Origin of the sequence: Paraburkholderia sp. DHOC27 (assembly GCF_003429005.1) — a bacterium.
In the GTDB taxonomy this organism is placed as follows: domain Bacteria; phylum Pseudomonadota; class Gammaproteobacteria; order Burkholderiales; family Burkholderiaceae; genus Paraburkholderia.
The window spans coordinates 1,611,623-1,627,080 of the sequence record NZ_QVQV01000001.1; the positions used below are offsets into that span (position 1 = coordinate 1,611,623).

Sequence of the window (15,458 nt, forward strand, 5' to 3'; positions counted from 1 at the left end):
GTTGTGGGTTTGAAAATCAGTGCGCTGCGCGCGCGGCGATCAGCTTGCAGGCATGCGCCGGAAGTTCCGCGACGACCGGCATACCGAGCGTCAAGCCAGGTGTCTCGCGTGGTGTCGTCGCGGCCGTCAGCGTGAAGCCCGCGCAATCGATGGTGGCCTCCAGCGAGGCGCCCACGTCGCGGATAAACGTCACGGTGCCGGCGAGCCGGTTCGGGCCGGCATCGACCGAGGCGGTCCGCACGTGCACGTCTTCCGGGCGAATCAGCAGGCGGATATCCGTGGTCGAAGGCGGCACGCGGGCCGGTTGTGTCACCACGATCTGCTGGCCGCCCGGCAGGCTCACGCCGCCTTGTCCGTCGTAGGTCACGGGCAGGATGTTGCCGAGACCAATGAAATCCGCGACGAACTCGCTGACCGGATCACGATAGATATCGAGCGGCTTGCCCACTTGTGCGATGCGGCCTTTTTCCATCACGACGATTTCGTCGGCCATCGTCATCGCTTCACGCTGATCGTGCGTCACCATGATCGTGGTGATGCCGAGCCGCTGTTGCAGCAGGCGGATTTCCACCTGCATGGCTTCGCGCAGTTTGGCGTCGAGTGCGGAGAGCGGTTCGTCGAGCAGCAGCAGTTTGGGCGAGGACGCAATGGCCCGCGCAATCGCCACACGCTGACGCTGGCCACCGGATAGCTGGGTGACCGAACGGTTGGCCATATGCGGCAACTGGATCAGTTCCAGCAGTTCCGTGACGCGCCGCGTTTGCGCCGCCTTGTCGGTCTTTCTGAGCCGCAGCGGATAGGCGATGTTCTCCGCCACTGTCATATGCGGAAACAGCGCGAGCGACTGGAACACCATGCCGAAGTCACGCCGGTTGGCAGGCCAATGCGTGATGTCGCGGCCGGCGAATTCGATGCTGCCGGAGGTCGGCGTTTCGAGCCCCGCAATCATGCGCAGCAGGGTGGTCTTGCCGCATCCGGATGGCCCGAGAAAGCACACCAGCTTGCCGTCCGGCACGCTCAGATCGACATGATCCACCGCGTTGGCGGCGTGGAAGCGCTTGGTGACGGCCTGCAATGTCAGATGAGTCATGAGAGTTCCTGCGTGAGCCAATGGTGCTGCGTGTGATTCCGGCAGCGTTGCAAGGCATGCATCAAAGCGCGACACCTTCGTCGCCGATCAGTTTTTCCAGCGCCCAGATCAGCGCGAAATCGATCGCGACGATGAACACCGCAAACGAGAACACCGTGGGATCGAGCGACGACACCGTGCGGCTATACAGCCAAACCGGCAGCGTCATCGTGTTGATGCCGTACAGAAAGAACGTCACGGTGAATTCGTTGAAGGAAATGATGAACGCGAACAGCATGCCGGCGAGGATGCCGGGGCGCATCAACGGCAGCACGACGTCGATCAGCGCGCGGCGCGGGCTCGCGCCCATCACGCAGGCGGCTTCCTCGAACTCGGGGCCGATCGAGGCCACCGAGGCCGCGCAGTTCTTCACCGTGAAGGGCAGCGCGAGGATCACGTGCGCGATGATCAGGCGAAACACGCCAAGCTCGACCGGCAGCACGTTGAACACCAGCAGCAGCGACAGGCCGAGCATCACGAGCGGATAGACGAGCGGCAGCGCGACCAGTTGCTCCACCGCCGCCTTGCCGCGAAAACGGTAGCGGCTCAGCGCATAGGCCGCCGGCACGGAGACCAGCGTGGCGATCAGCATGGTGGAGACCGCGACGATCAGGCTGGTGGTCAACGCGCCGCCCATCGACAGGGTGTCGCTCGCATCCGGCGCCACGAAGGTGTGCCACGCCGCGCGATACCACTGCAGGCTGTACGCGGGCGGCGGGAATTCCAGCGTGTCCGAGGCGCTGAACGACATGGTGATCATCGTCAGGATCGGCAGGGCGGCGAGAAACAGCACGATCGCCGCGAGCAGCGCCGCCGGTTTGCCGAGCCGGCCAGGCATCGTCGCGGGCAGGCGCAGTGCGCGCGGTCGGAGGGTTGGGGCGGGCGTGCTCATGCGGCAGGATCCTCGAGACGCTGGGTGCGCCGTACAAGACGCTGCGAGATCGTCATCACGGTGAGTGTGGCCACCATCAGCACCACACCGGACGCTGACGCGGCCGGCCAGTTCAGCAGCGGCGCCACCTGGTCATGGACCAGCACGGCGAGCATCGGCACGCGCCGTCCGCCGAGCAGCAAGGGCACCGCGAAGGCGCTGGCGTTGTAGGCGAACACCAGCAGCGCGCCGGAAACGAGTCCGGGCATGGCGAGCGGCAGCATGATGTGGCGCAGGGTCTGCCAGCGGGTCGCGCCGAGCGTGGCGGCGGCTTCTTCGTACGAACGCGAAACGGCGCGCATGGCGCTGGAGAGCGGCAGCACGGCAAGCGGAAACGCGGTCTGGATGAGGCCGAGCAGTACACCGTGTTCGCGATACAGCCACAGCACTGGGCGCTCCACCATGCCGCTTGCCAGCAACGCGTGATTGAGCAGCCCGGCCGGTCCGAGAATCACCAGCCAGCCATAACCTTGCAGCAGCAGGTTGACGAGCAACGGCAGCAGCACGCCCGCCAGCAATAGCCGCCGCGCGAGCCGCGATTCCGTGCGCGCCATTGCCAGCGCCACCGGAATGGCCAGCAGCACCGCGCAGACCATGCTCTGAAAGGCCAGCTTGAGGGTGATCCAGAGTGACTTCAGGAAATAGCTGTCGGCGAGATCGCTGTAGTTCTGCAGCGTGAAGCTGTGCCATTCGTTGCCGCTCGTGCCGAAACTCATGCGCAGCACCACCAGCGCGGCAGCCGCAAGGATGGCGAGGAACAGCAGGATCGGCGCCAGCAGCAGCCACGGTCGCGCCCGCGTCAACGCGGCACCCGGCGCGGCCGCGAGCGGCTCGCCGGGTGCATCGGAAGTGCCGGGAGAAGGCCGCGACGGGAACGCGGGCATCGTGGTCATGCCGAGAAAATCTCAGTGTAGCGCTTGATCCATGCGGCCTGTACTGCGGCGAGTGCCTTGTCGTCGTGCAACACGGCTTTCTCGGCGATCTGCTTTGGACTCGGCACGAAGGCGCGGCTTTCGGCCGGAATCACGGCCTTCGAATTGACCGGGCCGTTGAGTACATCGGCGGCCATGCGGCCCTGCACACCGGCATCGAGCGAGTGATTGATGAAGGCGTGAATCAGATCGTTGTCACCGGGGTGTGCTTTGGGGATCACCGTGAACATCAACTGCGTGGCGAAGCCTTCCTTCATGCCGTAGGTGACGCCCATCTTGTACTCGGGCTTGCGGATCTGATCGGGGAAGAACGCTGGCGAATAGATGCCGCCAATATCCAGCGAGCCGGTGCGGAACAGGTCGGCCACCTGGTTCGGATTCTCGCCGAGCGTCATCACGCGGTCCTTCAGCTCGGCCAGCTTCTTGAAACCCGGATCGATGTTCTGCTGCGACCCGCCGTTCATTTTCGCGGCGATGATGGCGAGATCCACCGCCTCGGCCCACTCGGGCGGCGGCAGGAACAGACGGCCGCTGTACTTCGGATCCCAAAGCGCTTCGTACGACGTGGGGGCCGTCTTGACCGTCGAGGTGTTGTAGACGAGGCCGTCCGACCACAGCAGATAGCCGACGCCGAAGCCGTCGGCGCCGGTGCGGTACTGCGGCGCGACTTCCTTCAGGTTGGGCAGCTTGTCGAGGTCCGGCTTGACGAGCAGGCCCGCATCGCCGAGACCCGAGGCGCCCACGCCCGCCAGGGTGATCACGTCGTAAGTCGGGCGGTCGGCCGCCGCCTTGACCTTGGCGACCATGCCGGAGGTGCCGTCGGCGCGATCGGCAATCACCTTGGCGCCCGTTTTCGCCGTAAAGGTGGCGGCGATATTGCGCAGCGCGGCGGCGCCGGTATCGTCCGACCACGTCAGGAGACGCAAGGTCTTGCCGGAGAAGTTCTGCTCCTGCGCACGCAGGTTCACGAATGGCATGGGGAGCGCCGACGCCGCGAGCGCCGCACCGAGGGTCTTGATCGCCTGCCTTCTGCCGCGTTTGATGTCCTGCATGACCTTCTCCCAGGTTGAACAAGGCAACTTTCGCGTGCGGCATGCCGTGCGAACACGTTGCGGGTGAATGCACTCTAGGTTTGCCAAAATCAAGGAACAATCGAAATCTCTGCATGGACACCATGACATAAGCTCATGCGTGCACGAACCCGCCCGTACCTGAACCTGATTTGCGGCTCAGGCGCAAGTGGCGAGGCGGCAAGGGGCGCGGGTATACGGCAAAACTCGCGACGCAGGTGAGCGGGCTCGCGCGGTATGAGGAAAGATCAAATCTGGTGCGATCCGGCGCAATCCGGCGCCCGGACCGCCCCGCGCCGGTGCATGCGGCGCGGGATGGCGGCGCAACGGACCGCTGTCGTTGCGCGCGGGCATGAGCACGGCGCATGCATACCCAGGCGCGTCAGGTCGTGGCGATTTTTTGAATCGCGTATGCTGTGGTGCTTGAAGGGCGTAACGCGCGACCCGCCGCGCGCAGGCAGCAATGCGTTTTGCTGATGCGTGCGCGGAGCGTTGATGTGCCGCCAGCTTCCGATGCCGACACCCGAACCATCCCGATGCGACGACTTCCACCCCTGAACGCGCTGCAAATCTTCGAGACCGTGGCGCGCCACCGCAGCTTCACACGCGCGGCGGATCACCTGTGTCTGACGCAAGGCGCGGTGAGCCGGCAGATTCTGGCGCTCGAGGACTACTACAAGTTTCCGCTCTTCAAACGCCACGCGAAGGGTTTGACGCTGACCGCCGAGGGCGAGCTGCTGTTGCCGGCCGTGAAGGAAAGCTTCGCGCGGATCGAGGAGATTTCGTTGCGCCTCACACGCCAGCGTACCGACCTCGCGCTCAAGGTGCCCACCTGCGTGATGCGCTGGATGCTGCCGAAGATCATGCAGTTCCAGGCCGAATATCCTGACCTGCACGTGCAGATCACCACCACCTGGCAGCATGACGTGGATTTCCAGGTGGAGCCGTTCGATGCGGCGATCATCTATGGCGCGTCGCCCGGCGTGGACGTGCAGTCCGTGCCGCTATTCGAAGAGCGGCTGACGCCCGTCTGCGCGCCGGAACTGCTGCACGACAAACCGCTCGACAGCGTGGCCGATCTGGCGCGCCACACGTTGCTGCATCCTACGCGTGACCATCGCGACTGGAAGATGTGGCTCGCTCACGTCGAGGCACGCGATATCGACGCGGGGCATGGCCCGACTTTCGATACGCTCGATCTCGCCACCAACGCGGCGTTGCAGGGCTTTGGCGTGGCGATCAGCGATCTTGCGCTGATCGACGAGGACGTGGCCGCCAAGCGTCTGGTGCGGCCATTCGATACGGTGCTGATGACAGGCTGGCGCTACTATTTCGTCTATCCGGATTGCGTCGCGCATCAGCAGAAGGTCAATTTGTTCCGCGAGTGGATCGCGGCCAACTGGCCCGAATGACGCGCGGGCCTGCTGGCTCGCTGATGGCCTACGGCGCGAACGACAGGAACAGATACGCGGCAAACAGCGAGAGATGCACCGCGCCCTGCAGGATCGTGGTGCGCCCGCCGCTCAGCGTGAGCGTGCCCACCAGCAGGGTCAGGAACAGCATCACGGTCTCCTTGCCGTCAATGCCCAGCACGAGCGGCTGACCGGTCCACAGGAACACCGCCGCGACGGTTGGAATGGTGAGCCCGATGCTGGCCAGCGCCGAGCCGAGCGCCAGGTTCAGACTGTTTTGCAGCCGGTCGGCGCGCGCCGCGCGCAATGCGGCAAGTCCTTCGGGCAGCAGCACCAGTGCCGCGATCACGATACCCACCACCGCCGCCGGCGCGCCGATGCTCTGCACCGCGCTTTCGACCGTTGGCGACAGCAGCTTGGCGAGCAGCACGACGGCCACGAGGCACACCAGCAACAGCAAGCCGGCGAAGAGCGACTGGGTATTGGTGGGCGGTTCGGCGTGAACCTCTTCGTCGGCCGTGGCAGCGAGAAAGTAGTCGCGATGGCGCACCGTCTGCACGAACACGAACACGCCGTACAACACCAGCGACGAAACCCCGGCAAACGCAAGCTGCGATGACGACAGCAGCGGGCCCGCCCGGGTGGTCGTGTAGTTCGGCATCACGAGCGTCAGCACGGAGAGCGACGCCAGCACGGCGAGCTTCGCCACCGCGCCACGCGCCTGGAAGTCCTGCTCGCGATGGCGGATGCCGCCCACCAGCAGGCACAGGCCGACTAGGCCGTTACACACGATCATCACGGCGGCGAACACCGTATCGCGCGCGAGCCCGGCCTTCTCCGGGCCGGAGGTGAGCATCACCGAGACGATCAGCGCCACTTCGATGACCGTCACGGCCACCGCCAGCACCAGCGTGCCGAACGGCTCGCCCACCCGATGCGCGACGACTTCGGCATGATGCACGGCCGCGAAGACGGCAGCGGCCAGCGCGATGCCGACGAGCGCCAGCATGAAGCCGGCGCCTGGCAGCAGAAATGCCGCGGCGAGCACGAGCCAGGCGGCGATCGGCGTCGCGATGGTCCAACGTGGCAGCACTGCCGTGGTCGTCTTCATGCAGAGGTTCCTTTCTTGTTGGCTTGTCGGATCTGGATGGGTGCAGGCGCGAAAGAGAAAAGGGCCCGCGAGCGTTGCAGGAACGATAGCAGAGTGGCACGACAAAGCGACCGGGATGGTGACGGTTTCAGCGTCGATTGATGGCGAGCACTATGCTGGCGGGAGACACGGCGCTGGCGGGGCAGCCGATATGTCGAAGCGCAGGGGCCCGGACGGGCGCAATGAGGATGCCGAAGGGTACTGGAGGTACGTGAAAGACTGGAACGTGCTGGACGGTGTCGCGAAGCGCAAGCGCGACTAGAGAGCCTGAATCTACAGAGCCGCAATGGAAACGGGCGCAGGCTCCCCGTGAGAAGAGCCTGCGCCCGAAGCGATACGCTTACTGGCCGATCGCGCGGATCGTCAGAGCATTCTTCACCGAAGTCACGCCCGCTACGCCTTGAGCCGCTTGCGTGGCCAGGTCGACTTGCGGTTGCTCAGGCACGGAGCCTTCCAGCGTCACGGCGCCGCTGCGTGCGCGCACCACGATGTTGTTGACGCTCAAGCCCTTGGTACGCGACAGCGCCTTGCGCACGCTGCGTTGCAGGGCACGGTTCGAAGCCTTGACCGACTTGGCGCTCGGTGCGGCTGCAGGAGCCGATGCGGCGTCTGCATCGCTGCTCTGTGCGTAGGCGTTGAGCGAAGCCAAAACGATTACCGCGCCACTGATGAGTTTGATTGCCTGGAATGCTTTCATTCAACTTTCTCCGGTTGTCATGATTTTTCACGGTTCCAATGTGGAACCGCAGGATTGCACCAACGGGTACTTCGGGATCAAAACTGAGTGGAACGATGCTGCGAGTGATGCAAACCTGATTGCTTTGTCTGCTGATTATCAAGCGGCTAAGGGGCGCGCGAGCCGGTGACGGACGTGCCGCGCGCCGGAATGTAACAATACTCCAGTTGAAAGTTTCCTGAATACTTCTGTGTGCGAAATGCGGCTTTGGCACAACGGACAAGCGAATCGCTTGATAAAAAGCTTGCTTATGTGCGAAGCGATTATCCGTTCATCGTCGAGTTCGCACCCAGGTGATCGTCAACCGTAAAGCCAACTGCAATGACCGATTCAGCGCTCCGTATTATTCCGCTTCAGCGTGACGATTTACCGTTGGATACCGTCGAGATGGCGCGTTATCTGGTCGGCAAATATCTGGTTCACGACGTGCCCGAGGGGCGCATGACTGGACGCATCGTCGAAATGGAAGCGTATCCGGTCGGCGATTCGACCAGTTATGCGTTCATCGGACGACGTCCTCACAACGACGCGATGTTCCTCGAGCGTGGCCACGCCCACGTCAGGCTCACCTATGGGGCGTCGTGGATGTTCAACGTGTCGAGCGAGGTGGAGGGCGTGGGAGCCGGGGTGCTGGTGCGCGCCATCGAACCGCTCGAAGGTCTGCCGTTGATACACGCGCGCCGCCCTGGCGTGAGCCTGCGCGACCTTGCGCGCGGACCGGGGCGGCTGAGCACGGCGCTGGGCATCGATTCCGCGTTCGACGGTTGCGATCTATGTACCGGCCGCGATCTGTGGCTCGGCCGCATGGACGAGCCGCCGACACCCGTGGCCGTCACCACGCGCATCGGTCTCTCGCGTGAGATGCATCGACCGCTGCGGTTTTACATACCTGGCAGTCCGTTTGTCAGCGGTCCGCGCAAATTGCTGGTTCCCGCCGGCAGCGGAATGGCGAATTAGCGCCCGTCACATCGGGAAAACTGAAGTCATGCCGGTTGCTATTTGAACCTGCCATTGAGCCGCTCCGGTTTGCGGCATGCACCACCATGAAACACGCGCTTAACAGCCAGCCTTCGAAACTTACGAAACTGGCAATTACTACGTTATTTTGTCAGGTAAAAGGAATTTAATGCGCTAATTCACGATGACTCTTGCAAATTGCGCAACTATATATCTATGAATCAAGGGTTTTCCCTTGTGGTGCAGATGGCTAGACTGGAACTACCCGCTTGCCACGCCACGTGTCAAGTGAACAAAAACCAGATCTGGAGGTAAGCCATCATGAAATCGCTCATTCAAGCTGTTGCCATTGCCGCTGCTCTTGCCGCGCCGGTTGCTGCATTCGCCCAGGCCGCGGATACCAGCCAGCAGCCGCTTACACGTGCTGAAGTAAAGCAGCAATTGATTCAGGTGGAACAGGCCGGCTACAACCCGTCCGCCTCCAACGACATCAACTACCCGGCTGATATCCAGGCAGCGGAGCGGCGCGTGCAGGCGGAAAACCCGCCGGTTGCCCAGAACACGGTAGCGGACACGAGCGGGTATGGACCGTCCACCAGCGGCTCGTCGGCTTCGGGTTCGATGCAGATGTCGCAGCCGACCACGCCTAGCCAACGCGTGTACTTCGGCCATTAAGCTGGCGTCGTTTGAGCCAGCGTCACTAAGGCAGCGTCACTAAGGCAGCGTCGTAACTGCCGCTGCAGCAGCGAAAGAACATGAAAAGGGTATGCCTCGCGATCGACGCCAGCCGCATACCCGAAGACCCGATTGTCAGAAACCTCCGCTGCCGAAAGGTAGCTTTGCCCAAACCTGGCGGCTTGGGCTTTTTTATGTCCGCCGACCCTTCAGCGTCTCACGGAGCATCTCAAGGCCGCTCACCGCCCGTGATATAGAACTCCAGTTGCTGGATGGTGAACTGCTGTTCCGCAATGATGTTCTTCACCAGATCGCCAATCGAAACCATGCCGATCAACCTGTCCTGATCGATCACCGGCAGATGGCGCATGCGCCGTTCGGTCATGAGCGCCATGCATTCGTCCGTGGTCTGTTCGAGGTGCACGAAGCGCACCGCCTTGCTCATGATGTCACGCACCGGCGTCGCCTTCGACGAGCGGTCCATCAGCACGACCTTGCGCGCATAATCGCGCTCCGTGATGATGCCGGCAATGCCATCGCCCTCGGTCACCACGAGCGCGCCAATCTGCTTTTCCGCCATCAGTTTGATGGCGTTATAGACCGAGTCGTCTGCTGCAATCGTAAAGACGCCTTCGCTGGGCTTGGACTTCAGAAGTTGTGCAACGCTAGTCATGGAGCAGCTCCGTATCGCAGTGCAGCACGTCGAACCGTGACGCGCCGTCGTTGGGGACAGGCAATTCCAGTATAGGCGGGGCGCGGGGATCGGACACGCATGGGCAAACACCTGGTGCGCCGATCTTAATCACACGCTCGCAGTGCGCGAGGCCGATTAGCGGTAAACTCCAGTTCCGTACTTTATCCCCGGTTGCCCACGGGTTCATGTCAGTGCCTTCTACCGCTATGCCCACGTCTCACGATCCGTCGCTCGAAATCGGCGATACCACTGGCGAATGCGTCATCCTCGACGCCGTCGCCACGCTGCCCACGCGCTACGGCACGTTCAAGTCCTATGTGTTTCGCGTCTGCGAGACGGGCGCCGAACACCTTGCGCTCGTCATGGGCGACGTCGCCAACCGCGATTCGGTCCTCACCCGCCTGCATTCGGAGTGTCTGACCGGCGACGTGCTCGGCTCGTACCGCTGCGATTGCGGCGAGCAGCTCGACCTCGCGCTGCGCTATATCGCAGCGGAAGGCTGCGGCGTCCTGCTGTATCTGCGCGGTCACGAAGGGCGCGGCATTGGCCTGTCCAACAAGATCCGCGCCTATGCGTTGCAGGAGCAGGGCCGCGACACCGTCGAGGCCAATCTCGACCTCGGCCTGCCGGACGATTCCCGCGAGTACGACTCCGCGGCCGGCATTCTGCGCACGCTGAAGGTCACGTCGGTGCGACTGATGAGCAACAATCCGAAGAAGTTCGATACGTTGTCGAAACACGGCATTCCCGTATGCGAACGGGTCGCGCTCGCCATTCCGACGCGCGAAGAAAACGAGCGCTACATCCGTACCAAACAGGTCAAGTTTGGGCACTACTTCGACGAAAACGAATAAACGGAGTGGGGCGTTGCCGGTGTTCGTCCAGATTGCGCCGAGCCGCCAACTGCCCTGAAGTGCCTCGAACGGCTGAGCCCTGAAACAAATCCGTAATCACGCAGGCGTTCTCGCCAGCGCGTCGGCGCACGTCTGCGTGCGCTCAAACCCTTCGCTCAATCCCTGCGCTTCCAGGCTTCTACATAGACGCGTAGAGCGTCAGCGGACTTTCGTTCGGCTCAGGCGATCCGGCTAAACCAGCACGGCACGCCTTGAACCGCATCCCGTAGCCGCACTTCTTCTCGCCTTGCCGAGTCGAATCTCGTGTCGACCACCTCCCGGACCATTCAAGCGCCCGCTCCTAACCAACCGCTGCGATTCCCGCCCGGGGTAACCCTAAGCGAGACGTGATCTGTCGTCTAAAGAAAAGTGAATGTCGTCAAATGTGAAGCGGCGGTCGTGACGCGCTCCCTACACTGGTCGAAACAAAAGCGGTGATCGACAGGTTATTCACAGGAGACGGCAGATGGCCAATGCAGTACGTTTTTACGAACCCGGCAGCCCCGAGGTATTGCGCTACGAAGAGGTCGAAGTGGGCGATCCTGGTCCGGGACAGGTTCGGATCCGTCACGCGGCGGTGGGCTTGAACTTTGCCGATACGTACTTCCGCAACGGCACGTATCCCATTCCGCTACCCAACGGGATCGGCGTGGAAGCAGCGGGGTACGTCGAAGCGCTGGGGGCGGGCGTCACCAACGTCAGCGTGGGCGATCGTGTGACCTACACCGGCTTCACCAACACGCTCGGCGCCTACAGCAACGAGCGACTCGTGCCCGCCGCACCGCTCATCAGGTTGCCGGACGCCATCCCGTTCGAAACGGCGGCGGCGATGACCATGCGCGGCTTGACCGCCGCCTATCTGATGCGCCGCATCTATCCGTTCAAGGCGGGCGAGTCCATCCTCCTGCATGCCGCCGCGGGCGGCGTAGGACTGATCGTTTCGCAGTGGGCCAAACTGCTTGGGCTGAAGGTGATCGGTACCGTCTCCACCGATGCCAAGGCCATCGTGGCCCGCGCGCATGGCTGCGACCACATCATCAACTACAGCTACGAGGATGTGGCACAACGCGTGCGCGAATTGACGAGCGGCGAGGGCGTGTCGGTGGTGATCGATAGCGTCGGGAAAACCACGTTCATGAGTTCGCTGGACTCGCTAAAACGCCGCGGACTGTTGATCTGCGTGGGCACTGCGAGCGGAACCATTACGCCGTTCGATCCGCAGATTCTGGCCATGAAGGGGTCGCTGTTCGTGACCCGTCCCGCGCTCGCCGACTACATCGCCGACCCATCTGAGAAGGCCGAACTCGCGAGCGAAATCTTCGGCCACGTCACGGCCGGGCGCATCAGCATCGAGATCAATCAGCGTTACGCATTGCAGGATGCCGTGCAGGCGCATCGCGACCTCGAGTCACGCAAGACCACTGGGTCGTCCGTCTTTGTCATCTGAACCTGTCAACGGAGGCAAACATGCGCGTTGAACCCTTGACCTGTGCCATCGGCGCCGAGTTGATCGGCGTGAATCTGAGCCATGCCGTGCGCGACGACGAGCTGTTCGCCGAGATCAAGTCGGCCCTGTTCACGCACAAGGTGCTCTTTCTACGCGATCAGAGCTTGAGCCGTGCGGATCACGTTGGTTTCGCACGCCGCTTTGGCGAGCTAGAAGATCATCCGGTACTGGGAAGCGTGCCCGATCATCCCGGCCTCGTGCGGATTTATAAAACGCCGGAACATCCACCTGATCGCTACGAAAACGCGTGGCATTCGGATGCGACGTGGCGTGAAATTCCGCAGTTCGGTGCGGTGCTTCACTGCCTCGAGTGTCCAACGGTTGGCGGAGATACGATGTGGACCAACATGGCATTGGCGTATCAAAACCTGCCGCAACACATCAAGACGCAGATTGCCGACCTGCGCGCGCGCCACAGCATTGAAGCGAGTTTCGGCGCGGTGATGCCGCTCGAAAAGCGTCTGGCGCTCAAGGCGCAGTTTCCGGACGCAGAGCATCCCGTGGTGCGGACGCATCCTGAGACGGGCGAGCAGATCCTGTACGTGAACGGCTTCACCACCCACTTCACCAACTTCCACACGCCAGCACGCGTGCGTTATGGGCAGGACGGCAACCCAGGCGCTGCCGACCTGTTGCGCTACCTGATCAGCCAGGCGTATATCCCCGAATATCAGGTGCGGTGGCGCTGGACCCCGCGCTGCGTCGCGATCTGGGACAACAGCGCCACCCAGCATTACGCAGTCATGGATTACCCACCCACTCACCGCAAGATGGAACGCGCCGGAATCATCGGCACGCGGCCCTTTTGACATTCTGTTCATTCATCCTTCCCGGAGCTCACGCCATGAACTTCCTTGACGGTCACCTTTTTCCCGAGAACCAGCAACCGCTGATCATCACGGCCGCACCCTACGCGCCTTCGTGGGTGCCCACCGATTTCCCCGAAGATATTCCGGTCACGATGGATGAGCAGATCCAGAAGGCCGTGGATTGCTATAACGCCGGCGCGACCGTGCTGCATCTGCATGTCCGCGAACTCGACGGCAAGGGCAGCAAGCGTCTTTCGAAGTTCAACGAACTGATTGCCGGCGTGCGAAACGCCGTGCCCGAGATGATCATCCAGGTGGGCGGCTCGATCAGTTTCGCGCCGGAATCGGAGGGCGCCGCTGCGAAGTGGCTGAGCGACGACACACGTCACATGCTGGCCGAACTCGATCCCAAGCCCGATCAGGTGACGGTCACCATCAACACCTCGCAGATGAACGTGGTCGAACACTGGGACTACAAGGACACCAGGGGCACGTCGATGGAAGATCCCGCCGTCTACAACGCCTACAAGGAAATGACCGTACCCGCCCAGCCGGGCTGGGCCGAGGAGCACATCCGCAGACTGAACGCCGTCGGCATTCAGAGCGCGTTTCAGTGCTACAACATCAACAGCTTCGATTCGGTCGAACGCCTGATGCGACGTGGCATATACAAAGGTCCACTGGTGATGAACTGGGTCGCGATTGGCGGCGGCATGGACGTACCGAATCTGTACAGCCTCGCCAATTTCGTGCGCGCCGTGCCCGACGGCGCGGTGCTCACCGTCGAAAGCTCGATGCGCAACGTGCTGCCGGTGAATATGATGGGCATTGCAGCGGGTCTGCACGTGCGCTGCGGCATCGAGGACAATCTCTGGAACCAGGCGCAAACGGAGAAGATGTCCACTACTGCGCAGATCGAGCAACTGGTACGCGTCTCTCGCGAGTTCGGCCGCGAAGTGGCGACCGCCCAGCAGGCACGTGAGATCAGCAAGATCGGTGTGTTCTACGAAACGGTGGAAGAAAGCCTGCGGGAAAACGGTTTCGCGCCGAACCGCAATGGGGGCCATCAAGGCTTCCTGCGGAAGGTGGCTTGAACTCGGTGGCTTGAGTCCGGTGGCTTGAATCCGGCTGCCTGAGTCTGGTGGCCCGAATGCGCTGCCTGAATTCGCCGGCACGATAAAAAACAGGAGACACAGCATGATGCCCACTACGACCACGGCCACCTCGACCGTGCGGGACGACTATCTGGTCGGGAGGACGCAAGCCTGGTTCGCGTTTGCCATGACCTTTGCGTTGATGCTGTTCGACTACATCGACCGGCAAGTCATCGTCTCGCTCTTTCCGCACATCAAGGCCGAATGGAACCTGAGCGACAAGGAACTGGGCGCACTCGTCTCCATCATCTCCATCGTGGTGGCGATTGGCGGCATTCCAGTCGCTCTGCTCGCCGACCGGTTGAGCCGCGTCAAAAGCATCGTCGCGATGGCCGCGACGTGGAGCCTCGCCACCATCTTCTGCATGTTCGCAGGCACCTACTCGCAGTTGTTCGTGGCGCGGGCAGTGGTGGGCGTGGGCGAGACAGGATATGGCTCCGTGGGTGCGGCGCTGCTGTCCAATCTGTTTCCCAAGCGGATGCGCGGCACGCTGATGGGTGCGCTGTTCGCCGCCGGTTCGCTCGGCTCGGTACTTGGCGTAGTGGTGGGCGGCATGGTCTCGTCCAGATGGGGCTGGCAAGCCGCGTTCGGCGTAGTGGGCTTGCCTGGTCTCGTGCTCGCGCTGCTGTATCTGTTGGTACGCGACTACAAAACGGTCGAACTCGCGCCGCAGCGCAATCAGATCAAGCCGTCGCTGCGCGGCACGCTCAGGCATATCTTTGGAAGCCTCGCGGCGACGCCCACTTTGCTGTGGGTCTGCGCGGCGGCGGCCATGCAGTTGATCGTTGTATCGGCCATCTGGTCCTGGCTGCCGAGCTTTCTCAACCGCTTTTACGGCGCTGCGCCGGCTCAGGCGGGAAAGCAGACGGCGATGGTTATTCTGGCGGGCGCATTCGGTTGCTTTATCTGGGGCGTGGTGATTGACCGGCTTTCCCTGCGGCGCCCTCGCAACAAGCTGCCCTTGCTGGCCGCGCTGTGTCTCGCCTCGCTGGCCGTCCTGATGTTTGCGTTCAACGGGCCGCTGGTAGGCGCCGCACAGTTGCGGCTGATCGTGCTGGGCGGCTTTTTCATGACGTGTACGGTGGGCGTGGTACCTGGCCTCGCGATGGACGTCATTCATCCCGGCGTGCGTTCAACAGGGGCCGCGGTGCTGTCGCTGTTCCAGAACCTGTTCGGACTCGCCGTTGGACCGTTCCTGCTCGGCGCGCTATCCGACTGGTGGGGACTGCGTGAGGCGCTGGCGGTCGTGCCGCTCTTCAGCATTCTCGCAGCCTGCTTCTTCATTAAGGCGGCGCGAAGCTATGAGCGCGATGCCGCGCGCGTGATGGCCGTCAAACTGGATGCGGCGGAAAGCGCAACGAGTCTTGCCGCGGCGTGAGCGTGGTTCGCAGTAATTCTGCAGGCTCGAC

The 15,458-nt window shown here is 62.6% G+C and carries 15 protein-coding genes; 8 read left to right on the top strand and 7 right to left on the bottom strand.

Annotated features, from left to right (window positions below; all coding sequences use genetic code 11):
• Positions 1 to 16 precede the first annotated feature (16 nt).
• The 4 genes from D0B32_RS07045 to D0B32_RS07060 form a co-directional block, all read right to left on the bottom strand.
• The gene (locus D0B32_RS07045; RefSeq protein WP_117333070.1) at positions 17 to 1,090 is read right to left on the bottom strand and encodes an ABC transporter ATP-binding protein; all 1,074 of its coding nucleotides are present in this window, start codon (positions 1,088 to 1,090) and stop codon (positions 17 to 19) included.
• A 61-nt stretch (positions 1,091 to 1,151) separates the two neighbouring features.
• On the bottom strand, positions 1,152 to 2,021 hold the full coding sequence (locus D0B32_RS07050; protein WP_117333072.1) for an ABC transporter permease: 870 nt from the start codon (positions 2,019 to 2,021) through the stop codon (positions 1,152 to 1,154).
• Positions 2,018 to 2,953, bottom strand: coding sequence for an ABC transporter permease (locus D0B32_RS07055; RefSeq protein WP_259294901.1), 936 nt, complete (start codon positions 2,951 to 2,953; stop codon positions 2,018 to 2,020). Before D0B32_RS07055 ends, D0B32_RS07050 begins: the two co-directional genes overlap by 4 nt.
• Entirely contained in the window at positions 2,950 to 4,044 is a 1,095-nt protein-coding gene (locus tag D0B32_RS07060; protein WP_117333074.1) for a PotD/PotF family extracellular solute-binding protein, read from the bottom strand. Before D0B32_RS07060 ends, D0B32_RS07055 begins: the two co-directional genes overlap by 4 nt.
• A gap of 554 nt (positions 4,045 to 4,598) precedes the next feature.
• Between D0B32_RS07060 and D0B32_RS07065 the strand changes: the two genes are divergently transcribed.
• Positions 4,599 to 5,474: a LysR substrate-binding domain-containing protein gene (locus D0B32_RS07065; RefSeq protein WP_117333076.1), complete on the top strand. Its 876-nt coding sequence runs from the start codon at positions 4,599 to 4,601 to the stop codon at positions 5,472 to 5,474.
• A 28-nt stretch (positions 5,475 to 5,502) separates the two neighbouring features.
• Here D0B32_RS07065 and D0B32_RS07070 read toward each other — a convergent pair whose 3' ends face one another.
• Together D0B32_RS07070 and D0B32_RS07080 are read right to left on the bottom strand one after the other, a co-directional pair.
• Positions 5,503 to 6,585 carry a calcium:proton antiporter gene (locus D0B32_RS07070; RefSeq protein ID WP_117333078.1) on the bottom strand — a complete coding sequence of 361 codons (1,083 nt, stop codon included), beginning with the start codon at positions 6,583 to 6,585 and terminating at the stop codon, positions 5,503 to 5,505.
• Positions 6,586 to 6,964: 379 nt separating this feature from the next.
• The gene (locus tag D0B32_RS07080) at positions 6,965 to 7,321 is read right to left on the bottom strand and encodes a BON domain-containing protein (protein ID WP_117333081.1); all 357 of its coding nucleotides are present in this window, start codon (positions 7,319 to 7,321) and stop codon (positions 6,965 to 6,967) included.
• A gap of 360 nt (positions 7,322 to 7,681) precedes the next feature.
• Between D0B32_RS07080 and D0B32_RS07085 the strand changes: the two genes are divergently transcribed.
• Complete coding sequence (locus tag D0B32_RS07085; protein WP_117333083.1) at positions 7,682 to 8,317, top strand: DNA-3-methyladenine glycosylase; 636 nt, start codon at positions 7,682 to 7,684, stop codon at positions 8,315 to 8,317.
• A 321-nt stretch (positions 8,318 to 8,638) separates the two neighbouring features.
• Positions 8,639 to 8,992 carry a DUF4148 domain-containing protein gene (locus D0B32_RS07090; protein ID WP_117333085.1) on the top strand — a complete coding sequence of 118 codons (354 nt, stop codon included), beginning with the start codon at positions 8,639 to 8,641 and terminating at the stop codon, positions 8,990 to 8,992.
• Positions 8,993 to 9,221: 229 nt separating this feature from the next.
• On the opposite strand, the gene D0B32_RS07095 is transcribed toward D0B32_RS07090, so the two are convergent.
• A complete protein-coding gene (locus D0B32_RS07095) occupies positions 9,222 to 9,665 on the bottom strand; it encodes a CBS domain-containing protein (RefSeq protein ID WP_117333087.1) in 444 nt (147 codons plus the stop codon).
• Between the two features lie 227 nt (positions 9,666 to 9,892).
• Between D0B32_RS07095 and ribA the strand changes: the two genes are divergently transcribed.
• The 5 genes from ribA (at position 9,893) to D0B32_RS07120 (ending at position 15,427) form a co-directional block, all read left to right on the top strand.
• A complete protein-coding gene (ribA, locus tag D0B32_RS07100; RefSeq protein WP_117333089.1) occupies positions 9,893 to 10,540 on the top strand; it encodes a GTP cyclohydrolase II in 648 nt (215 codons plus the stop codon).
• Between the two features lie 505 nt (positions 10,541 to 11,045).
• On the top strand, positions 11,046 to 12,026 hold the full coding sequence (locus D0B32_RS07105) for a quinone oxidoreductase (RefSeq protein ID WP_117333091.1): 981 nt from the start codon (positions 11,046 to 11,048) through the stop codon (positions 12,024 to 12,026).
• Positions 12,027 to 12,046: 20 nt separating this feature from the next.
• Positions 12,047 to 12,895 (top strand): TauD/TfdA family dioxygenase, encoded by an 849-nt coding sequence (locus D0B32_RS07110; protein WP_117333094.1) that lies wholly within the window; start codon positions 12,047 to 12,049, stop codon positions 12,893 to 12,895.
• A 35-nt stretch (positions 12,896 to 12,930) separates the two neighbouring features.
• On the top strand, positions 12,931 to 13,989 hold the full coding sequence (locus D0B32_RS07115; RefSeq protein WP_117333096.1) for a 3-keto-5-aminohexanoate cleavage protein: 1,059 nt from the start codon (positions 12,931 to 12,933) through the stop codon (positions 13,987 to 13,989).
• A 103-nt stretch (positions 13,990 to 14,092) separates the two neighbouring features.
• Positions 14,093 to 15,427, top strand: coding sequence for an MFS transporter (locus D0B32_RS07120; RefSeq protein WP_117333098.1), 1,335 nt, complete (start codon positions 14,093 to 14,095; stop codon positions 15,425 to 15,427).
• Positions 15,428 to 15,458 lie beyond the last annotated feature (31 nt).

Excerpts from the sequence above, each read along its gene's own strand:
- D0B32_RS07045 (WP_117333070.1), bottom strand. The coding sequence starts at position 1,090 with ATGACTCATCTGACATTGCAGGCCGTCACCAAGCGCTTCCACGCCGCC.
- D0B32_RS07050 (WP_117333072.1), bottom strand. The coding sequence starts at position 2,021 with ATGAGCACGCCCGCCCCAACCCTCCGACCGCGCGCACTGCGCCTGCCC.
- D0B32_RS07055 (WP_259294901.1), bottom strand. The coding sequence starts at position 2,953 with ATGACCACGATGCCCGCGTTCCCGTCGCGGCCTTCTCCCGGCACTTCC.
- D0B32_RS07060 (WP_117333074.1), bottom strand. The coding sequence starts at position 4,044 with ATGCAGGACATCAAACGCGGCAGAAGGCAGGCGATCAAGACCCTCGGT.
- D0B32_RS07065 (WP_117333076.1), top strand. The coding sequence starts at position 4,599 with ATGCGACGACTTCCACCCCTGAACGCGCTGCAAATCTTCGAGACCGTG.
- D0B32_RS07070 (WP_117333078.1), bottom strand. The coding sequence starts at position 6,585 with ATGAAGACGACCACGGCAGTGCTGCCACGTTGGACCATCGCGACGCCG.
- D0B32_RS07080 (WP_117333081.1), bottom strand. The coding sequence starts at position 7,321 with ATGAAAGCATTCCAGGCAATCAAACTCATCAGTGGCGCGGTAATCGTT.
- D0B32_RS07085 (WP_117333083.1), top strand. The coding sequence starts at position 7,682 with ATGACCGATTCAGCGCTCCGTATTATTCCGCTTCAGCGTGACGATTTA.
- D0B32_RS07090 (WP_117333085.1), top strand. The coding sequence starts at position 8,639 with ATGAAATCGCTCATTCAAGCTGTTGCCATTGCCGCTGCTCTTGCCGCG.
- D0B32_RS07095 (WP_117333087.1), bottom strand. The coding sequence starts at position 9,665 with ATGACTAGCGTTGCACAACTTCTGAAGTCCAAGCCCAGCGAAGGCGTC.
- ribA (WP_117333089.1), top strand. The coding sequence starts at position 9,893 with ATGCCCACGTCTCACGATCCGTCGCTCGAAATCGGCGATACCACTGGC.
- D0B32_RS07105 (WP_117333091.1), top strand. The coding sequence starts at position 11,046 with ATGGCCAATGCAGTACGTTTTTACGAACCCGGCAGCCCCGAGGTATTG.
- D0B32_RS07110 (WP_117333094.1), top strand. The coding sequence starts at position 12,047 with ATGCGCGTTGAACCCTTGACCTGTGCCATCGGCGCCGAGTTGATCGGC.
- D0B32_RS07115 (WP_117333096.1), top strand. The coding sequence starts at position 12,931 with ATGAACTTCCTTGACGGTCACCTTTTTCCCGAGAACCAGCAACCGCTG.
- D0B32_RS07120 (WP_117333098.1), top strand. The coding sequence starts at position 14,093 with ATGATGCCCACTACGACCACGGCCACCTCGACCGTGCGGGACGACTAT.